General features: G+C 60.5%; 15 protein-coding genes. 6 read left to right on the top strand and 9 right to left on the bottom strand.

Annotation, left to right across the window (positions count from 1 at the left end; genetic code table 11):
- The first annotated feature begins 346 nt into the window (after positions 1 to 346).
- Both DVJ77_RS07655 and DVJ77_RS07660 read left to right on the top strand, forming a co-directional pair.
- The gene (locus tag DVJ77_RS07655) at positions 347 to 1,264 is read left to right on the top strand and encodes a recombination-associated protein RdgC (protein ID WP_114844905.1); all 918 of its coding nucleotides are present in this window, start codon (positions 347 to 349) and stop codon (positions 1,262 to 1,264) included.
- A 286-nt stretch (positions 1,265 to 1,550) separates the two neighbouring features.
- Positions 1,551 to 2,321: a M48 family metallopeptidase gene (locus DVJ77_RS07660; RefSeq protein ID WP_114844906.1), complete on the top strand. Its 771-nt coding sequence runs from the start codon at positions 1,551 to 1,553 to the stop codon at positions 2,319 to 2,321.
- 26 nt (positions 2,322 to 2,347) lie between these two features.
- Here the strand turns inward: DVJ77_RS07660 and DVJ77_RS07665 are convergent, their stop codons facing one another.
- From DVJ77_RS07665 to DVJ77_RS07695, 6 genes are all read right to left on the bottom strand, one after another.
- Positions 2,348 to 3,319 (bottom strand): hypothetical protein, encoded by a 972-nt coding sequence (locus tag DVJ77_RS07665; protein WP_225427890.1) that lies wholly within the window; start codon positions 3,317 to 3,319, stop codon positions 2,348 to 2,350.
- Positions 3,320 to 3,409: 90 nt separating this feature from the next.
- Positions 3,410 to 4,399 carry an alpha/beta fold hydrolase gene (locus DVJ77_RS07670; RefSeq protein ID WP_114844908.1) on the bottom strand — a complete coding sequence of 330 codons (990 nt, stop codon included), beginning with the start codon at positions 4,397 to 4,399 and terminating at the stop codon, positions 3,410 to 3,412.
- Between the two features lie 234 nt (positions 4,400 to 4,633).
- A complete protein-coding gene (locus tag DVJ77_RS07675; protein ID WP_114844909.1) occupies positions 4,634 to 6,499 on the bottom strand; it encodes a M1 family metallopeptidase in 1,866 nt (621 codons plus the stop codon).
- A 218-nt stretch (positions 6,500 to 6,717) separates the two neighbouring features.
- Complete coding sequence (gene pip / locus DVJ77_RS07680; protein WP_114844910.1) at positions 6,718 to 7,668, bottom strand: prolyl aminopeptidase; 951 nt, start codon at positions 7,666 to 7,668, stop codon at positions 6,718 to 6,720.
- Positions 7,669 to 8,059: 391 nt separating this feature from the next.
- On the bottom strand, positions 8,060 to 8,914 hold the full coding sequence (locus DVJ77_RS07690; RefSeq protein WP_114844912.1) for a LysR family transcriptional regulator: 855 nt from the start codon (positions 8,912 to 8,914) through the stop codon (positions 8,060 to 8,062).
- Between the two features lie 42 nt (positions 8,915 to 8,956).
- Positions 8,957 to 9,448, bottom strand: coding sequence for an Lrp/AsnC family transcriptional regulator (locus DVJ77_RS07695; RefSeq protein ID WP_114844913.1), 492 nt, complete (start codon positions 9,446 to 9,448; stop codon positions 8,957 to 8,959).
- A 122-nt stretch (positions 9,449 to 9,570) separates the two neighbouring features.
- On the opposite strand from DVJ77_RS07695, the gene DVJ77_RS07700 reads away from it, so the two are divergent.
- The 3 genes from DVJ77_RS07700 (at position 9,571) to DVJ77_RS07710 (ending at position 12,111) form a co-directional block, all read left to right on the top strand.
- Positions 9,571 to 10,497, top strand: a complete 927-nt coding sequence (locus DVJ77_RS07700) for a DMT family transporter (RefSeq protein ID WP_114844914.1) — start codon at positions 9,571 to 9,573, stop codon at positions 10,495 to 10,497.
- Positions 10,498 to 10,504: 7 nt separating this feature from the next.
- The gene (locus tag DVJ77_RS07705) at positions 10,505 to 10,801 is read left to right on the top strand and encodes a cupin domain-containing protein (protein ID WP_225427891.1); all 297 of its coding nucleotides are present in this window, start codon (positions 10,505 to 10,507) and stop codon (positions 10,799 to 10,801) included.
- Between the two features lie 626 nt (positions 10,802 to 11,427).
- The gene (locus DVJ77_RS07710) at positions 11,428 to 12,111 is read left to right on the top strand and encodes a glutathione S-transferase family protein (RefSeq protein WP_114844915.1); all 684 of its coding nucleotides are present in this window, start codon (positions 11,428 to 11,430) and stop codon (positions 12,109 to 12,111) included.
- A 34-nt stretch (positions 12,112 to 12,145) separates the two neighbouring features.
- Here the strand turns inward: DVJ77_RS07710 and DVJ77_RS07715 are convergent, their stop codons facing one another.
- Genes DVJ77_RS07715 through ubiE form a run of 3 tightly spaced genes read right to left on the bottom strand, consistent with a single transcriptional unit; the run spans position 12,146 to position 14,227 of the window.
- Complete coding sequence (locus DVJ77_RS07715; RefSeq protein ID WP_114844916.1) at positions 12,146 to 12,775, bottom strand: glutathione S-transferase family protein; 630 nt, start codon at positions 12,773 to 12,775, stop codon at positions 12,146 to 12,148.
- A gap of 23 nt (positions 12,776 to 12,798) precedes the next feature.
- The gene (locus DVJ77_RS07720) at positions 12,799 to 13,446 is read right to left on the bottom strand and encodes a Pr6Pr family membrane protein (protein WP_225427892.1); all 648 of its coding nucleotides are present in this window, start codon (positions 13,444 to 13,446) and stop codon (positions 12,799 to 12,801) included.
- A gap of 13 nt (positions 13,447 to 13,459) precedes the next feature.
- Entirely contained in the window at positions 13,460 to 14,227 is a 768-nt protein-coding gene (gene ubiE, locus DVJ77_RS07725; RefSeq protein WP_114845284.1) for a bifunctional demethylmenaquinone methyltransferase/2-methoxy-6-polyprenyl-1,4-benzoquinol methylase UbiE, read from the bottom strand.
- 496 nt (positions 14,228 to 14,723) lie between these two features.
- Between ubiE and DVJ77_RS07730 the strand changes: the two genes are divergently transcribed.
- The gene (locus DVJ77_RS07730) at positions 14,724 to 15,254 is read left to right on the top strand and encodes a hypothetical protein (protein ID WP_114844917.1); all 531 of its coding nucleotides are present in this window, start codon (positions 14,724 to 14,726) and stop codon (positions 15,252 to 15,254) included.
- The last annotated feature ends 9 nt before the right edge of the window (positions 15,255 to 15,263 follow it).

Consider the following 15,263-nt stretch of genomic DNA (forward strand, 5'->3'; position numbering starts at 1 on the left):
CCGAATCCGCCCGGCAGCGATTTAGCGGCCGGTAATACTCGGAAGAGGCATGCCGCCGCTCCGATAGCAGCGAGTGCTGCAATGCGGCATGCGGGTCTTTTATATAGAAAATTTATTTGGATGTATAGATGTCCAAAATATTTTTTTATAGGAAAAATTCCGCCGCCAATGGCACTTGTGGATTCAGCGATGTGGTCCACGGATGAGGCTCGCTGCTGCGCATTGAGTTGGGGGCTGGCCCGATGACCTGGCGACGAGGGGGGCGGAGCGCATCCGGTATGATGTTCGTTTTGGCGCGCTCGCCTGAGTGGCCGTACACCGCTGTTGACCCGGATACGATCGACCTATGTTTTTTCGCAATCTCACGTTGTTTCGTTTTTCCCCCGCTGTCGCCGATGATCTCAACCGCCTCGATGAGGCCCTGGCCGAACACCGTCTGCGGCCCTGCGGCCCGTTGGAAATGGGTACCAAGGGCTTTGTACCGCCGGTGGGGCGCGGCGAAGAGGCCGCACTAACCCATGCGGTCAAGGCCTGCACGCTGGTGACTGTGGGCAGCGAGGACAAGCTGTTGCCGGCGGCCGTTATCAACGACGAGCTATATCGCAAAGTGCAGAAGATCGCCGACGAGGAAGGCCGCAAGGTCGGTGGCCGCGAGCGCAAGCGAATCAAAGAGGATTTGCTCACCGAGCTGCTGCCGCGCGCCTTTGTGCGCACCTCGCGCATGTCGGCCTATGTCGATAAAAAGCACGGCTGGCTGGTGCTCGATACCTCCAGTCGCAAATCGGCCGAGAACGCGCTGACCCAGATACGCGAGGCATTGGGCAGTTTTCCGGCCGTGCCGCTTGCGCCCGAGGAAGGCCCACGCGTGCTGATGACCGATTGGCTGGCCAATAACAATCTGCCTGCCGGCCTGACTTTCGGCGACGAGTGCGAGCTGAAGGACCCCGCCACGGCCACCGGCGCGATCGCCCGCTGCCGCCGGCAAGATCTGGACAGTGAGGAGGTCAAAGAACATCTGCGTAACGGCAAACAGGTGTTTCAGCTTGGTCTCATCTTCGATGAGCGGATGAGTTTCGTGCTGGGCGAGGATTTGATCCTGCGCAAGCTGAAGTTTCTCGACGTGGTCATGGACGAGCTGGGCGATAGCCAGCAAGACGCGGCAGCCGAGATGGACGCTAGCTTTGCCCTGCTTACCCTGGAGCTGGAGCGGCTGCTGGGCAAGCTGGAGGAGTGGTTTGGCCTGCCGCGCCCGGCCGACAGTTGACCCCGGCCGCGATAACCCGTCCACAGTACCGGCCACGGTAACCCAACAGTCTTGCGATCCGGGCATGCTTCCCCATATCGCAGTGGCACCTCAAGCTTTTCGCTGAACAGGCTGGCTGAATAACCCCGCTTGGCAGTAAACGACGACATCAGGCTTTAGCTACTCGATGCCGTCGTCGGGCATGATGGACTTTCGCGGCGGGCCGGCACGGCCCACGACTAAGAACCTGTCTACGATCCCGGTGTGACGGAAGGGATCGTAGACAAGCTCGTAAGCGGGCAGAACCATGACGCAGCATTTGGAAGGCGATTGGCTGGAATTGTCGACGACGGGCGGCAGCACGATACGCGTGCAAAAAGCCTCCCATCCACGAGCGCGCCGCTTGCGTCTCACGGTGACTCCCAAGGGCGCGCGGGTGTCCTACCCTCACGGCACCCACCCGGCTCAGGTCAGTGCGTTTCTACGCAGCCATGCGGACTGGCTGGAGAAAAAGCTCGATGAGCTCAATCTCATCGTCAAACCGTTGCCGCCCCTGCGTGTGGGGCATCCCGCTGAATTCCCTTTGCGCGGCGAGGTGCGCATGCTCGATTGGGCCGAGGGCCCGTATCCACGCGTCGAGCCCCACGACGATGGCCTGACCTTGGTGATACCCCGGCCGCATACGCGCGCGCTCCCGGTAGCGCGCGGCTTGCTTGCTTCGTATTTTGAGTCGCAAATTCGACGTGACGTGTCGCGCTGGTTGGCAGCCTACGTGCCACAGCTAGGGTTGGCGCCTACGGCACTGCGGATTCGCCCGCTGAAAAGCCTATGGGGCAGCCTGGATACACGCGATCGCATCAACCTCGATCTGGCGCTGGCGCTGGCGCCGCCAGCCGCCTTGCGCTACGTGCTGGCACACGAGCTTTGCCATCTCAAGGTGCGTAGCCACTCGCCGCGCTTCTGGGCCCAAGTCGAAACGATCTTTCCGCATTGGCGCGAGCAACGCGATTGGCTGCGTCAGAACGGCGCCATGCTGAAGGCCGAGTTGGATCGGTTGATTGCCGACGTCGCCGATTGAGCGCAGTACCTGCCTTTGACAGGCTCTTAGAGCCGATACTGCGCGCCGACCGACCATAGGCGGCGCGGCTCTAGCTGCAGGCCATTGACCCGCTGATAAACCGGCAGTTGAACGAAGGCGAAGGCATCCAGGCGCTTGGTGATTTTTACGCCGATACCCGGACTGAGATAGGCCAGCGTGGCGCCGCTGTTGGGGCGGTCGGCCAGATTGCCGCTTTCGCGTTGCTCGCTGTGCAGGTTCAGTTGCAGTTGCGGCGTGAAGCGCCCGGCATCGAGATAACGCAGGCCAAAATTGATATTGAGTGAATTGCCGGGCCTGAAATGGTCGCGGGCATCCAACGCGATCTGTGCCATGGCCTGTCCGAAGTAGCCGACGGATGGGCTGAGGTAACCGAACTTGTAGATGCCGACTAAGGCATCGGTGGTACCGGTGCCTAGCTGCAGGCCGCGATCCAGCAGTTGGCCTGCCTGCGGGCCGGCGTCGAAATCTTGTTTGAAGCGACCGCTGGGCAGTTTCAACCCGAACTGCAAGCCGATGCCGGCATCGTCACTCAAGCCTTGGTAGCGTGCGAGTACGCGCAAGTCGCCGATGCCATGCGCATTAGACGTCGAGACGTCCGTATCGCCGCCGGCGATGGTTTCGTGATGGCGGTTGGTATACGGCAATTGCAGCGACAGGCCCCAGTAACGCGAAAAGTTGTAGTCCGCGCCGAGCAAGGTGTTGCGGTTAAGCGTTTTGCGCTGCACTTCGCTGTCGGTCGGGTACTGAAACGCGGAGCGGCTGACCGTGCTGGTGCCGCGGATCAATTGGGACTGGTCGAAGTAATCCTCGCGCAGACTCAGATGCAGGCCTGTGCTGGTGGCATAACCCTGGCTGGACCAGTCCGAATTAAGCGAGCAGCCGCAGGTGGAGCAGGCGTTGGCGAATGTGGGCAGCAGGGCGAGCGCCATCAGGGCGGGCCCGGCGATCCATGGCCGATAGATAGTTGGGCTTATCACGTGGGCTCTCCCCGAGAAGACGGCGGCATCATCCCACTAACTGCTTTGGGCCGGGCCGCGACAGAGTGCCGCGCCTGGCTGATGACGTAGTTAATGCGACAGCGCGAACCCGGTCAAAATGCGTGCGGTTTCGTCGGTTTTTTCCAGCATAGGCATGTGATTGCAGCCATTGAGGATGCTGGAGCTGATGGCGCTGGAATGGCTGAGGCCGTTACGCAGGCTGTCGAGTGCTGAGATGTCGGTGATCTTGTCGGCATGGCACCACAAACCCATGACGGGCATGGTGAGCCGGTCGAGGCGGCTCTGCACGGCAAGGTATTGCGACGGCTCGCGCAACTCGCTCAGGTTACGCTCGATAAAGCTGCGGTCGCGCTGGTTTTCTTTGATAAGCACATCGACAAAACGGCTGGGGGGCGATGGCGCTTTCGCAAAGGCCAGCGCGGCGGCGCGGTCGAATCCCGCGCGATCGTCGAACAGAAATGGATTTTTGCCGGCCATGACCGTACGGGAAAAATCGTTCTCGTCCACTTTCAGGCCAAACGAATCGACCAGGGCAAGCTCGGCCACATGCTCGGGATGATCCGCAGAGTAAACGCCGGCGATGGCGCCACCCAGCGAATGGCCCACCAAGACAAAGCGTTGCAGCCGCAAGGCGTCGACGAAACTCTGCAGGCGCGATGCTTGTGCATCGACGCTGTAGCTGGCGCCATCGTTACGCGAAGACTCGCCCCAGCCGGGAAGGTCAGGAATGATGACGTGGAAATGCGGCGTCAACTGCTTGGCCACATCCATCCACACTTCTTTATTTGCCGCGAAACCATGCAGCAGCACCAAGGTGGGGCCCTCGCCGCCTTCGTAGTAGCTCCAGCGCGTATCGCCGGCTTGCACAGCGTGTTTTTCCACATGTGCGGCCATGGCTTCGCGCATGGTGTTGGCGCGCATGAGCCATTGCGGCGCGAACAGATAGCTACCGCCAAGCCCCACGCCGAGGATGACCGCGACGATCAGCAGAAATTTCAGCCGGCGTATGAAAAGACGCTGCCACAGCGGACGGGTCGGGGTGTTGCTGGGTTGGGTCATGATGCAGTGCTCAATACGTTAGCGACAACTTGCTCCCTCCCCTGGTCGCAGGGGAGGGTTGGGATTGGGGAGGGGTGAGTACATGAGAAAGCGCCTCAGGAGAGGTGTTCGCAAGTGTTCACCCCCTCCCAGCCTCCCCTGCGACCGAAGGAAGTCCCCTTTTCGGGACAAACAGGGGGGAGGGGCAAAAGGTGTGCAGGAGATGGGGCTTGCATGCGCTCACCCCAACCCGCCTTATTTGCTTTTCTTTGCCTTGGGCTTGGCCTTGGCGATGATCCCTTCGACCGCAGCCTGGGTCATCGGGTGGTAGCCGGGCTTGGCCTTGGCGTAGACCTGCTCGGCATAGGCGAGGCCTGCCGGTGTCTTGACGAAGGCTTTGTATAGCGGCGTGGTGAGATACAGACGGCCAATACGCGTCATATGTTCGGCGGCGGCCGGCCATACGTCTTTGTCGCCGGCGGCAATCGCATGGCTATACCAGCGCATGCCGATTTCGGCGTTTGGCGTGCCGGTGAGGTGCCAGGCGGCGTCGATTTGCTTGATCTTGTCGAGTGGGGTGACGTCGGGCAGGCGGTCGAGGAAGTACATCCACTCCTGCGTGTTCCAACCCTTGGTATCGAGCTTGTCGGCGGCCAGTGTGCCGGCGAGGAAGTCGCTGCGTTGCTTGTCGATCGCGTTGAAGCGCGGCGAGTCCGGCAGCGGTGCGTCTTTCGGCAGGCCGGCATCGTAGACCCAGACTTTCACCTCATCCATGCTCATCTTGCCCGGATATTTGTCCAGCAGATTGGGCTTGAGGTAATCGAGCATCTGCTCGGTGGTGATGCTTTGAAAGGCGAAGTGAGCGAAGTAGCCCTTCAGATAGGCATCGAAGTTTTCGCGGCCGAAGCGTTGCTCTAGCGTGCGCAGAAACCACGAACCTTTGCTGTAGGGCAGATCGGACAAGGAGTCGTCGGCGCCGATGCCCTCGGGATCGGGGGCCAGCTTCTGTGCGTTGGTCGGCAGCTCGCCGATATCTTTTTGCAGCGAACGGGCGGACAGCAGCGCTTCTTCGTCGGCAAGCGCCTTGCCGTAGACGGCCTCAGTGATGCGGCCCTGCACGTAAGTGGTGAAGCCTTCGTTGAGCCAGATATCGCGCCAGGCGGCACTGGTGACCAGGTTGCCCGACCACGAATGCGCCAGCTCATGCGAAACCAGCGAGACCAGGCTCTTGTCGCCGACCAGCACCGTCGGGGTGGCGAAGGTCATGTTCGGATTTTCCATGCCGCCATAAGGAAACGAAGGCGGCAGCACAAGCAGATCGTAACGGTCCCAGGCATAGGGGCCGTATAGCTTCTCGGTGGCGGCGATCAGCTTTTCCGTGTCCTCGAATTCGTGCGCGGCCTTGTCGACGACGCTGGGTTCGGCATAGACGGCCGAACGCGCACCAGTTTCGCGCACGGCGAGATCGCCCGCGGCAATCGCCAACAAGTAGGACGGAATCGGATGCGGCTGCTCGAACTTGAAATCGCCATTGAGCGGATGCTTGGTGTCGTTGATCGCGCTCATCGCGACGAGCACATCTTTAGGCGCGCTGACGTGGGCGTTATAGGTGAAGCGGATCGCCGGTGAATCCTGCAGCGGCACCCAGGAGCGTGCGTGGATGGCTTCGGACTGCGAAAACATGAAGGGCAGCTTCTTGTCGGCCGTCTGCGCCGGTGTCAGCCATTGCAGGCCGCTGGCTTGGGGCGAGGTGACGTAGCCGATGCGCAGCGAGGTCGGGTGTTGCGGAGTTTCGATGGTCAGCTTGCTGCCAAGCTCTTTGTCGCGTGGCGCCAGGGCGTATTTCAGCGCGGTGGCCTTTCCGCTGGCATCGAGCGCTTCTACTTTGGCGATCTTCAGGTCACGGGTATCGAGTACCAGTGACGGCGCCTTGGGGTTTTTCCAGTCCAGTGTCAGCGTGGCCTCGCCATCGAGCACCTTGTGCGCGAAGTCGAGCTTCAGGTCGAGATCGAGATGCGTAACACGCACCTGATCGGGCTGCGCGTACGAGTGCGGGTCGGCGGCTTGGGCGGCCAGCGGCAGCGCGAGCGTGCCGATAGCAAGAAGATAGACAGGGCGCATAGATGATGCTCCGGCGGGAAAGATTCGAGTATGCCAAATGGCGGGCTGGGAACGGGGAATAGGGAACGGGGAACGTGAAGTTTGAGTAGCGATTGAGACGCCACGTTCTGTTCTGATGCTCTTTGTCTTTGGTTCTTGCTCTTTTGCCTTTGCTCTCTAGGCTTCCCCCCCGTTCCCCGTTCCCCGTTCCCCGTTCCCCGTTCCCCGTTCCCCGTTCCTCAGCTAAAGCGATCGGCCAGCTTGTCCGTCGCCTGCACCAATACATCGGCAATCGCCGGCTCCGACGCGGCATGGCCGGCAAGCACGATGTGAAAGTCGGCTTCGGGCCATACGGCAGCCAGATCGTAGGCGTTTTTCACCGGGCAGATGATGTCGTAGCGGCCATGCACGATGGTGGTGGGGATATGGCGAATCTTGTCGACGTCGCGCAGTAGCTGGTTCGGTTCGAGATAAGCGTTGTTGCGGAAGTATTGCGCTTCGATCCGCGCCAGGCTCAGGGCGACTTCGGGCGCTTCGAAGGCGGCGACCGTTTCGGGGCTTTCGGCGAGGGTGATGCTACCGCCCTCCCATGCGCCCCAGGCTTGGGCGGCGGCCAGCCTTACCTGTTCGTTGTCGGAGGTGAGCCGGCGCCAATAGGCTTCCAGCATATGGGCCTGTTCTTCGACCGGAATCGCCGCGGCGTAGCGTTGCCATTTCTCCGGCAAGATCCACGACGCGCCACCTTCTTCGTAGAACCAGCGGATTTCTTCCGGCCGGCATAGAAAGATGCCGCGGATGACCAGGCCGAGTACACGTTGCGGATGCTTTTGCGCATAAGCCAACGCCAGGGTCGAACCCCAGGAGCCGCCGAAGACCACCCAGCGTTCGATACCCAGTTTTTCGCGGATCGCTTCGATGTCGGCGACCAGGTGCCAGGTGGTGTTGTCGCGTAGTTCGGCATGCGGGGTGGATTGGCCGGCACCGCGCTGATCGAACAGCACGATGCGGTAGCGCGCGGGATCGAAGAAGCGGCGGTGATACGTAGCCAGCCCGGCGCCGGGGCCGCCATGCAGGAAGATCACCGGCAGGCCGTTCGGGTTACCGCATTCCTCCACGCGCAGGGTGTGGATGGCATCGACGGCGAGGTGGTGCGTGCGGTACGGCTCGATCTCGGGGTAAAGCTCGCGCATGGGTAAGGCCCTTATGAACTTGCGCGAGCATATCAATCATCAATGGACTTACGCCCCTGTCATCGGTTTGCTCCGGTCGGTTTCCAGTTCGGCGAGTACGCCGCCTCGATCGCGAATGTGACGACGTGCGTGACAGGATCGAGCGAGACATGGCCGTAATGCGAACTGAGCGCGTAGGTTGGGGTGAGCACAAGCGAACCCCAACGTTGCGTAACGTTGGGCATCACCGCGAATCCCAACATTAGGCAACGTTGGGTATCACCGCGAGTTCCAACATTAAGCAATGTTGGGTATTACTGCGAACATCAACGTGTGCCCGTTGGGTATCGCGGCGAACTTCCATGTTGCGCAACGTTGGGCATCACTTTGTTCAGCCCAACCTACGCAAGCTCTAAGCTAGCGAGAGGCTTTTGAATGCCACGGCAAGGGTGCGTAGCGCATGGCGCGAGCGTGGGTCATGCAAGGCGGAATACAACACGACTTCGTGCGTGGGCAGCGCAGGCAAGGACAGTGCCTCGCTGATATCGATCGTGCCGGCCGGTGCGGTGCGCCGCGCGATGACGGCTACCGCCAGGCCGGCTGCCGCGGCTGAGCCGACCACTGCCGCACCTTTGCCGATAAAAACTTCGGTCCAGGGGATGCCGGCTTGATCGAGTGCGCGTACAGCCGCCATGCGGATACTGCACGACTCCCCTTGGGTCGCCAGCGGCAGAGGCTGGCCGGAGCGATGCAGCCAATCGGCGGCGGCGATCCAGCCGAAGGTTTCGGCAAACAGCGCCTCGCCGTTGCGGCGGTTTTCTTCCGCTTGCAGTACCAGGGCGGCATCCAGGCTGCCTTCTTCGTAGGCCTGCATGACTTCGCGCGAGCCGGCTACCCGCAGCTCGATCAGCAGATGCGGATCGTGTTCGCTCATCCGGCGCAGCAAAGCCGGTAACTCGCCGCCGACGATTTGATGGCTGATGCCGATGACCATACGGCGTTGTTCAATATCGAATGAGGCGACGGCACGCTCGTGCGCACCGACCAGTTCGCGGGCGGCATCGAGAAAGGCGGTGCCCTCGGCGGACAAACGTACCTGGCGCGGCGTGCGCTCCAGCAGGCGGCGGCCCAGGCGGTCCTCCAGTCGGCGCAACTTGAGGCTGATGGCGGACTGCGTGCTGTCGAGTGCTTCCGCCGCGCGTGTGAAACTTTGCAGCTCCGCGATCAGTACAAAAGCTTTGACGGCGTCGAGGTCGAGCGTTTTCATGTATTGAGCCATGTCGTGTCGCGATGACTGAAATGTTCTAGTTCAAAGTGACAGTGTGCTTGCGGCATTCCACATGGCGCGAGTCACCGGACGGTTCTCATGCGGAGTCTGCAGCACCACCAGGGTCGTGGTGCTGATGCTGGGATGGATCTTCAGCAAGCGATCGAGCACGGCTTCCAGATGCGAAATGGACATCGCCACGACATGCAGCAGGGCCGAGTCCTCACCGGCGAGGCGGCGGCATTCGAGTACCTCGGGGATATCCGCCACCAAGGCACCGATGCGTGCGCAAACACCGCCATCGCAGCGTAGTCGCACCATCGCATCAAGGGCGAAGCCAAGCTGTTTGGGGTTGATAACGGCGCGATAGCCGCGAATCACCCCGACCTCTTCCAGCCGCTTTACTCGTTCAGCCACGGCCGGCGCGGACAGCCGCACTTTGCGGCCCAGTTCGGCGTAGCCCAGGCGCGCATCCTGCTGCAGCGCCTCGATTAGCTGCCAGTCCTTGTTGTCCAGTTCGACTTTCGATTCCATGGTGATATGGCCTCATCTTCATTTGATCCATAGCCAAAGGGCCAGGAAGCCTATGAATCATTATTCACCGAAATGGAGGTCACGACTACGATGAGCGCTTCCCCGCAGTAGGAATTCCCCCCATGGAACCCACCGAACGTTTGGACGGACGAGCGCTAGGAGCCATCGCTGTAGCCTTGCTGACCTGGTCGTCGGCTTACGCCGCGATCGCCTTTAGCCTGGCTTCGTTCACACCAGGGCAGGTCGCGTTTGCGCGCTTGCTGATTGGCTCGTTGTGCTTCGCGGTGCTGATGTTGTTCAAGCGCATGCCGATGCCGAGCCGGCGCGATTGGCCGCAACTGATTCTGCTCGGCTTGATTGGCCTGACCGTGTATCACGTATGTCTTTGCTATGCCGAAACACGTATCCCCAGCGGTACCGCGGCGATCTTGATCTCGTTGGTGCCTGGCGCAACGGCGGCCGTGTCGGCGATCTGGCTGCGCGAGCGTTTGAGCGGACGCAAGCTGCTTGGCCTGGGCGTCGCATTGGCGGGCGTGGTGCTGGTGGTATTGACCAGCGGCAAGCAGGTCAGTTTTGAGCCGATGGCCGCACTGGTGCTGATTAGCGTGCTCGCTTCGGCGATTTACTTCGTCGGTCAAAAGCCGTTGTTCGCCCGTAGCAGCACCATGAGCGTCACCGCGTTCACGTTCTTCGTCGGTACGGTGGGGGCGGCACCCTTCGGCATGAGTGGTTTATGGACAGCCTTCGCGGCCGCTCCCGCGTCGCATATCGCAGGCTTGGTCTGGCTCGGCGTAGCACCGACTTTTATCGGCTATATCGCCTGGAACCTCGCGCTCAAACGTGCGCCGGCTTCTCAGGTCAGTAGTTTTATCTACCTGTCGCCGCCGATTGCGGTGTTGATCGGTTGGTTCTGGCTGCACGAGCAGCCCACGTTGCTGACCTTGGCTGGCGGTGCGCTCACGGTGGCTGGCGTAGTGCTGGTGAACGCGCGCCGGCGGGCGGTGCCGGCAGTGGCAGGGCAAGGGGTCGTTGCCGATGCGTGTAAGTGATTAAGTCGTGGCCCACATTAAATTGATCGAAGCGGCGCAAGAGCTGTCGCAAACATGGACCTCAAAACTTATCGGCACGGTGGGAGCGGCAAAGCTCAAGCTTGTGCGGATGGACGGCACGGCTTATCCCGAGGAGTCTCATGACACTACGGAAGGTCTGCTTGTGCTTGACGGGCAGATGATGCTTAACGTCGATGGACGGCTGATACCTGTCGGCAGTGGCGAAATGTATCTGGTACCGGCGGGCGTTCCGCATCGTGTGGAGGCGGGAAGCCATGGCGTGCTGCTTATTTTCGATGTCTAGAATTAAAAAAAACCGGGCGCCTGCTGGCGCCCGGTTTTCCTCCTCTCTCTCTACTTTCTCCCTCCATAGAGGAGGTCTAAACAAGCCAGTCCATGGGATTGTTCAGGCCCTGCAAGCCCAGCGAACGCTCAAACTTGCTCCAATAGCATCAGACACTAAGTGCTTGATCCGCATGCGTACCACCTCGGCGCGCTTCCCTCTGAACATGCTCAATGAATGGGTTTAATGAATATGTTCAAAGGTTCCCGTACTGATTGCTGCATTGAGTCCGGCCCATGCTCGAACTCGGTTACGTCAAACCAGGCACTAGCCCCGCCTGATTTGCGGTGGGCCATCCATGACCCGGCTATCCATAGCCCTGCGCCAGCAACACCTTGTCTGCGCATTCAACCGGCTTCAATCGCGTGGGTGCGATTTGGATGTCGACCTAAGGCTGTTGGGCTGAGTCTGCGATGTATGCACCGAGTGATAAATAAGATTCGTCTTATATATGACTGAGATTCTTCCTAAAATGCATGGCCGCGCTGCGACGTCATCGGCGCGTAAACATCGAATAGACGTCCATACACTCTTTGTAACGAGCATCACTTTTCAGTCATCGTCAATTCAACGGCCAGGGGATTTTTATGTACGTGCTGCATATCGCCAACAAGAACTACTCGTCCTGGTCGCTGCGGCCATGGGTGCTGTTGAGTGAGCTTGCCATCCCGTTTCAAGAGCAGTTGCTGCCTTTCGGGGAGGGGTCCAACTGGGCTGCGTTTCGTGCGTTTTCCCCGACCGGGCGGGTGCCGTGCCTGCGCGATGGCGATACGGTGGTGTGGGATTCGATGGCGATTGCCGAATATCTGGCTGAGCGACATCCGGGAGTCTGGCCAGCCGATGCAGCAGCGCGTGCCTGGGCTCGCTGCGCAACAGCGGAGATGCATTGCGGCTTTGCAGCCTTGCGCCAGCATTGCTCGATGAATTGCGGTATCCGCGTTCGTTTGCACGACATGCCGGCGGCGTTGCAGGCCGACATCGCGCGCATCGACGAACTGTGGAGCGAGGGGCTGGCGCGTTTTGGCGGCCCCTTTCTTGCCGGCAATGCGTTTACCGCAGTCGATGCGTTCTATGCGCCAGTGGCGTTTCGCATTCAGACCTATGGGTTGGCGATGAGCCCGCAGGCCGCGGCTTATGTGACGCGTTTACTCGGCCTGCCTTCCATGCGCGATTGGCTGACGGCTGCGCTTGGCGAAACCTGGCGCGACCTGGCCCATGAAGAGGAGGCCAGGCATGCGGGCACGTGGCTGGAGGATCTGCGTCACGGCTAATTTGGGCCCGGTAGTTCGGGCCCAATCGCTCGCACTACCAACCGCTCAAGCCTTCCAGCTCGTAGAGTTTTTTCCAGCTCGGGCGTGCGCGAAGTAAATCCGCCAGCAGCTTGAGTGCAGGCCATTCGGTGGCTGGTCGCGGCATATTGCGCGACCAGCGCATCAGCATGGCGAGCAGCAGGTCGGCAGCGGAAATATCCCGGCCCAGCAGATACGGGCCATGTGCGGCGAGATGGGATTGCAGATGATCCCAGACCGCTTCGATCTTGTGCTGCAAGGCGCTGCGCTGCAGCGGGGAGTGCTCCGCTGCGCCGAGGTCGGCGGGGTAGAACCAGAATCGATACGTCGATGCCAGCGCGTTGCTGAGATAGACGATCCATTGCAGCCAGGCTTCACGCTCGGCACTGCCCGGTGGCGGCGCCAGCCCGGCCTCGGGATGCCGCTCGGCCAGCATCATCAACAAGGCCGCCGACTCGGTGCGTGGCCGTCCATCGATTATCAGGGTCGGTACCTTGCCCAGCGGATTGAGCTTGAGGTAGGCCGGGTCGTGCTGTGCGCCGGTATCGATATCGACCGTCACTAGCTGGTACGGCGCGCCGATTTCCAGCAGCGCCAGATGTACCGCCATGCTTGCGGTGCCGGGGGAGTAGTACAGCGTGTACATGGGGTGTACCTCGGGATAGGGGTTTATCTATGCGTTATGCGGGTTTGCCGGCGACCGAGCGCAAGCAGGGCACAGGCCACCGCGATAAAGGCCAGCAACACGGCGCAGGCATCTATGCAGACCTGTGCATAGCCAAGTTTGGATACATCGAGGAAAGGATAGGGATACCAGTCGTTCACCGCGCCCCGCGCCAGCACGTAGACAAAGTAGGCGGCCGGATAGAGCTGCCAGAAACCGATCTGCCGCCAGCGCAAGCTGGTCTTGGGCACGGCGAGCCACCAATGCAGCAGGAACAGCACGGGCATCACGTCGTGCAGGATCACGTCGGCGACCAACTGCCAGCCCTCGGGGTGCCATAGCTGGCGCAGCAATACGTTGTAGAGCGCGCTGACGACGACAATGCTCATCGCGATACAGGTATGTACGCCGGGACGGCCAAAGGTCCGGCTGATCGGTCCGCGCGGACCAAGCGCGGCGGCCGTCAGTGCGCAGGCCACCAGGAGGTTAGTCAGGATGGTGAAAAAACCGAAATAAATCCACACGCCGGCCCATGCGCCGTCACCGTTCGAGCGGGTCAGTTGAATCGACAGATAAAGCTGCACGACCAGCGCAAACCATCCGAGCAGGGCTGCGGCGGCCGCAAAGAGGCGATGGTTGCCTGACGGCATCATGGCCCGCGAAGCATTACAGCTTGTATGCCCGATGGATGGCGACGATGCCGTTGCTGAGGTTGCGCACCTCGACGCGGCCGAACCCGGCACGCTCCATCATGCCTTTGAGCGTTTGCTGATCCGGGTGTTTGCGGATCGACTCGGCCAGGTATTGATAGCTGTCGGCGTCGCCGGCAAACAATTGGCCCAGCCTGGGCAGCAGCTTGAACGAATGAAAGTCGTAGAGCTTGCCGAAGAATTCGCTCTGTACTTTGGAGAACTCCAGCACCAGCGCGCGGCCACCGGGCTTGAGTACGCGGCAGATATCGGCCAGTGCCTTGTCTTTATCGGTCACATTGCGCAGGCCGAACGCCATGGTGACCGCATCGAAGCTGTTATCGGGGAACGGCAGCACTTCGGCATTGAGCTGAGCCCAGCGCAGGCCCGAAACCAGGCCGCGATCCGTCATGCGATCGCGGCCGACGCCTAGCATGGCCGCATTGATATCGCCGACCACCACCTCGCCCTCATCGCCGACGACGGGCTTGAGCAAGGCGGCGATGTCGCCGGTACCGCCGGCCAGGTCCAGCACGCGGTCGCCACGGCGTACACCGCTGACGGCGACAAAGTGGCGTTTCCACAAGCGATGGATGCCGAACGACATCAAGTCGTTCATCAAATCGTAGTTGCGCGCGACCGAGGTAAACACCTGGCCGACCAGCTTCTGCTTGTCGGCGAGGGGGACGTCGCGGAAACCGAAATGGGTGGTCGGGATCTCGGTGGTTTTGGGCTGCTCGTTCATGGGCGACATGCTACAGGAGGCGGTGCCTGAACTCAGCTATCGCCTGCCGCCAGGGGGCTGTGGGTAACGGCTGTGGGTAACCTGGCTAGCCTCGAATCTCGGCTGATGCTTTTTCTCCTCCCCTTCGGTCGCGGGGGAGGGAGTGAACGACCCACGCCATCAGAGATTCGACGCTAATCAAGTGTGGGTAAGGGGCGGCCAAAAGCGGTGAAAATAGAGCGTGCCATTCAATAATCGACGATGCATCAAGGTATTGACCAGGCCGAAGTTGTTTTATTTCCGTGTTTATGAGGATGCCGTCACAGGTTCGCCATAGTAATGGCAGCTCGCGCGGTGGGTTGACCGCGAGAGCATTGCCCGGCCGTAATATCGAGAGCTATATTCGACGCCATTACAGTTTTGGGCTGGGTGGCCCGCTGACGACATGGTTTCACATCGTCGCACTGTCCTATCGATTACTGTATCCATCTTTCTGATGACAGGATGCCGTCACGCTATGTCTACTCAAGTCGATACCAGAATCGAGCCGCCCGCCCAGACCAGCGCTGTTCCGCTGCGGTTCAAGGCACATAATTTTGCGGCGCACTGCTACAACACGCAAAGTTGCAGCGTTATCTACGACGACCACAACTTCACCCGGACCTATGAAGACGAGCCATCTGGCGCGCCGGACGCCCCAGACTACAAGCGTCGTTGGGGAACCGCTTCATACCTGGGCATTGGTAACTTTCCGCCTCCGGCCGAGGTGCGCTGGACGTCCAGCGACGGTGTCGAGCATGAGGCCGAAGTGGATATCGGCGATATCTTCAAGAACGAGCTTATCTGGCATAACGTGCCGAAAGCGGACATGAAGGATTTTTACGAAGGGCCGGTCGCCGGCATTCCCAACATTTTCCTTGAAGTGAATGATCGCACCATTAATGCCTATATGAAGATGCTCATTCCGACCAGGACCGAGCAAATTCCGGGAAATAAATATAGCTATGGCCGAGACGATCTTTTCCTGGCCTGGAGCCATACCTACTAATTCAGGGAG

The organism is Dyella tabacisoli, from assembly GCF_003350925.1.
In the GTDB taxonomy this organism is placed as follows: domain Bacteria; phylum Pseudomonadota; class Gammaproteobacteria; order Xanthomonadales; family Rhodanobacteraceae; genus Dyella_C; species Dyella_C tabacisoli.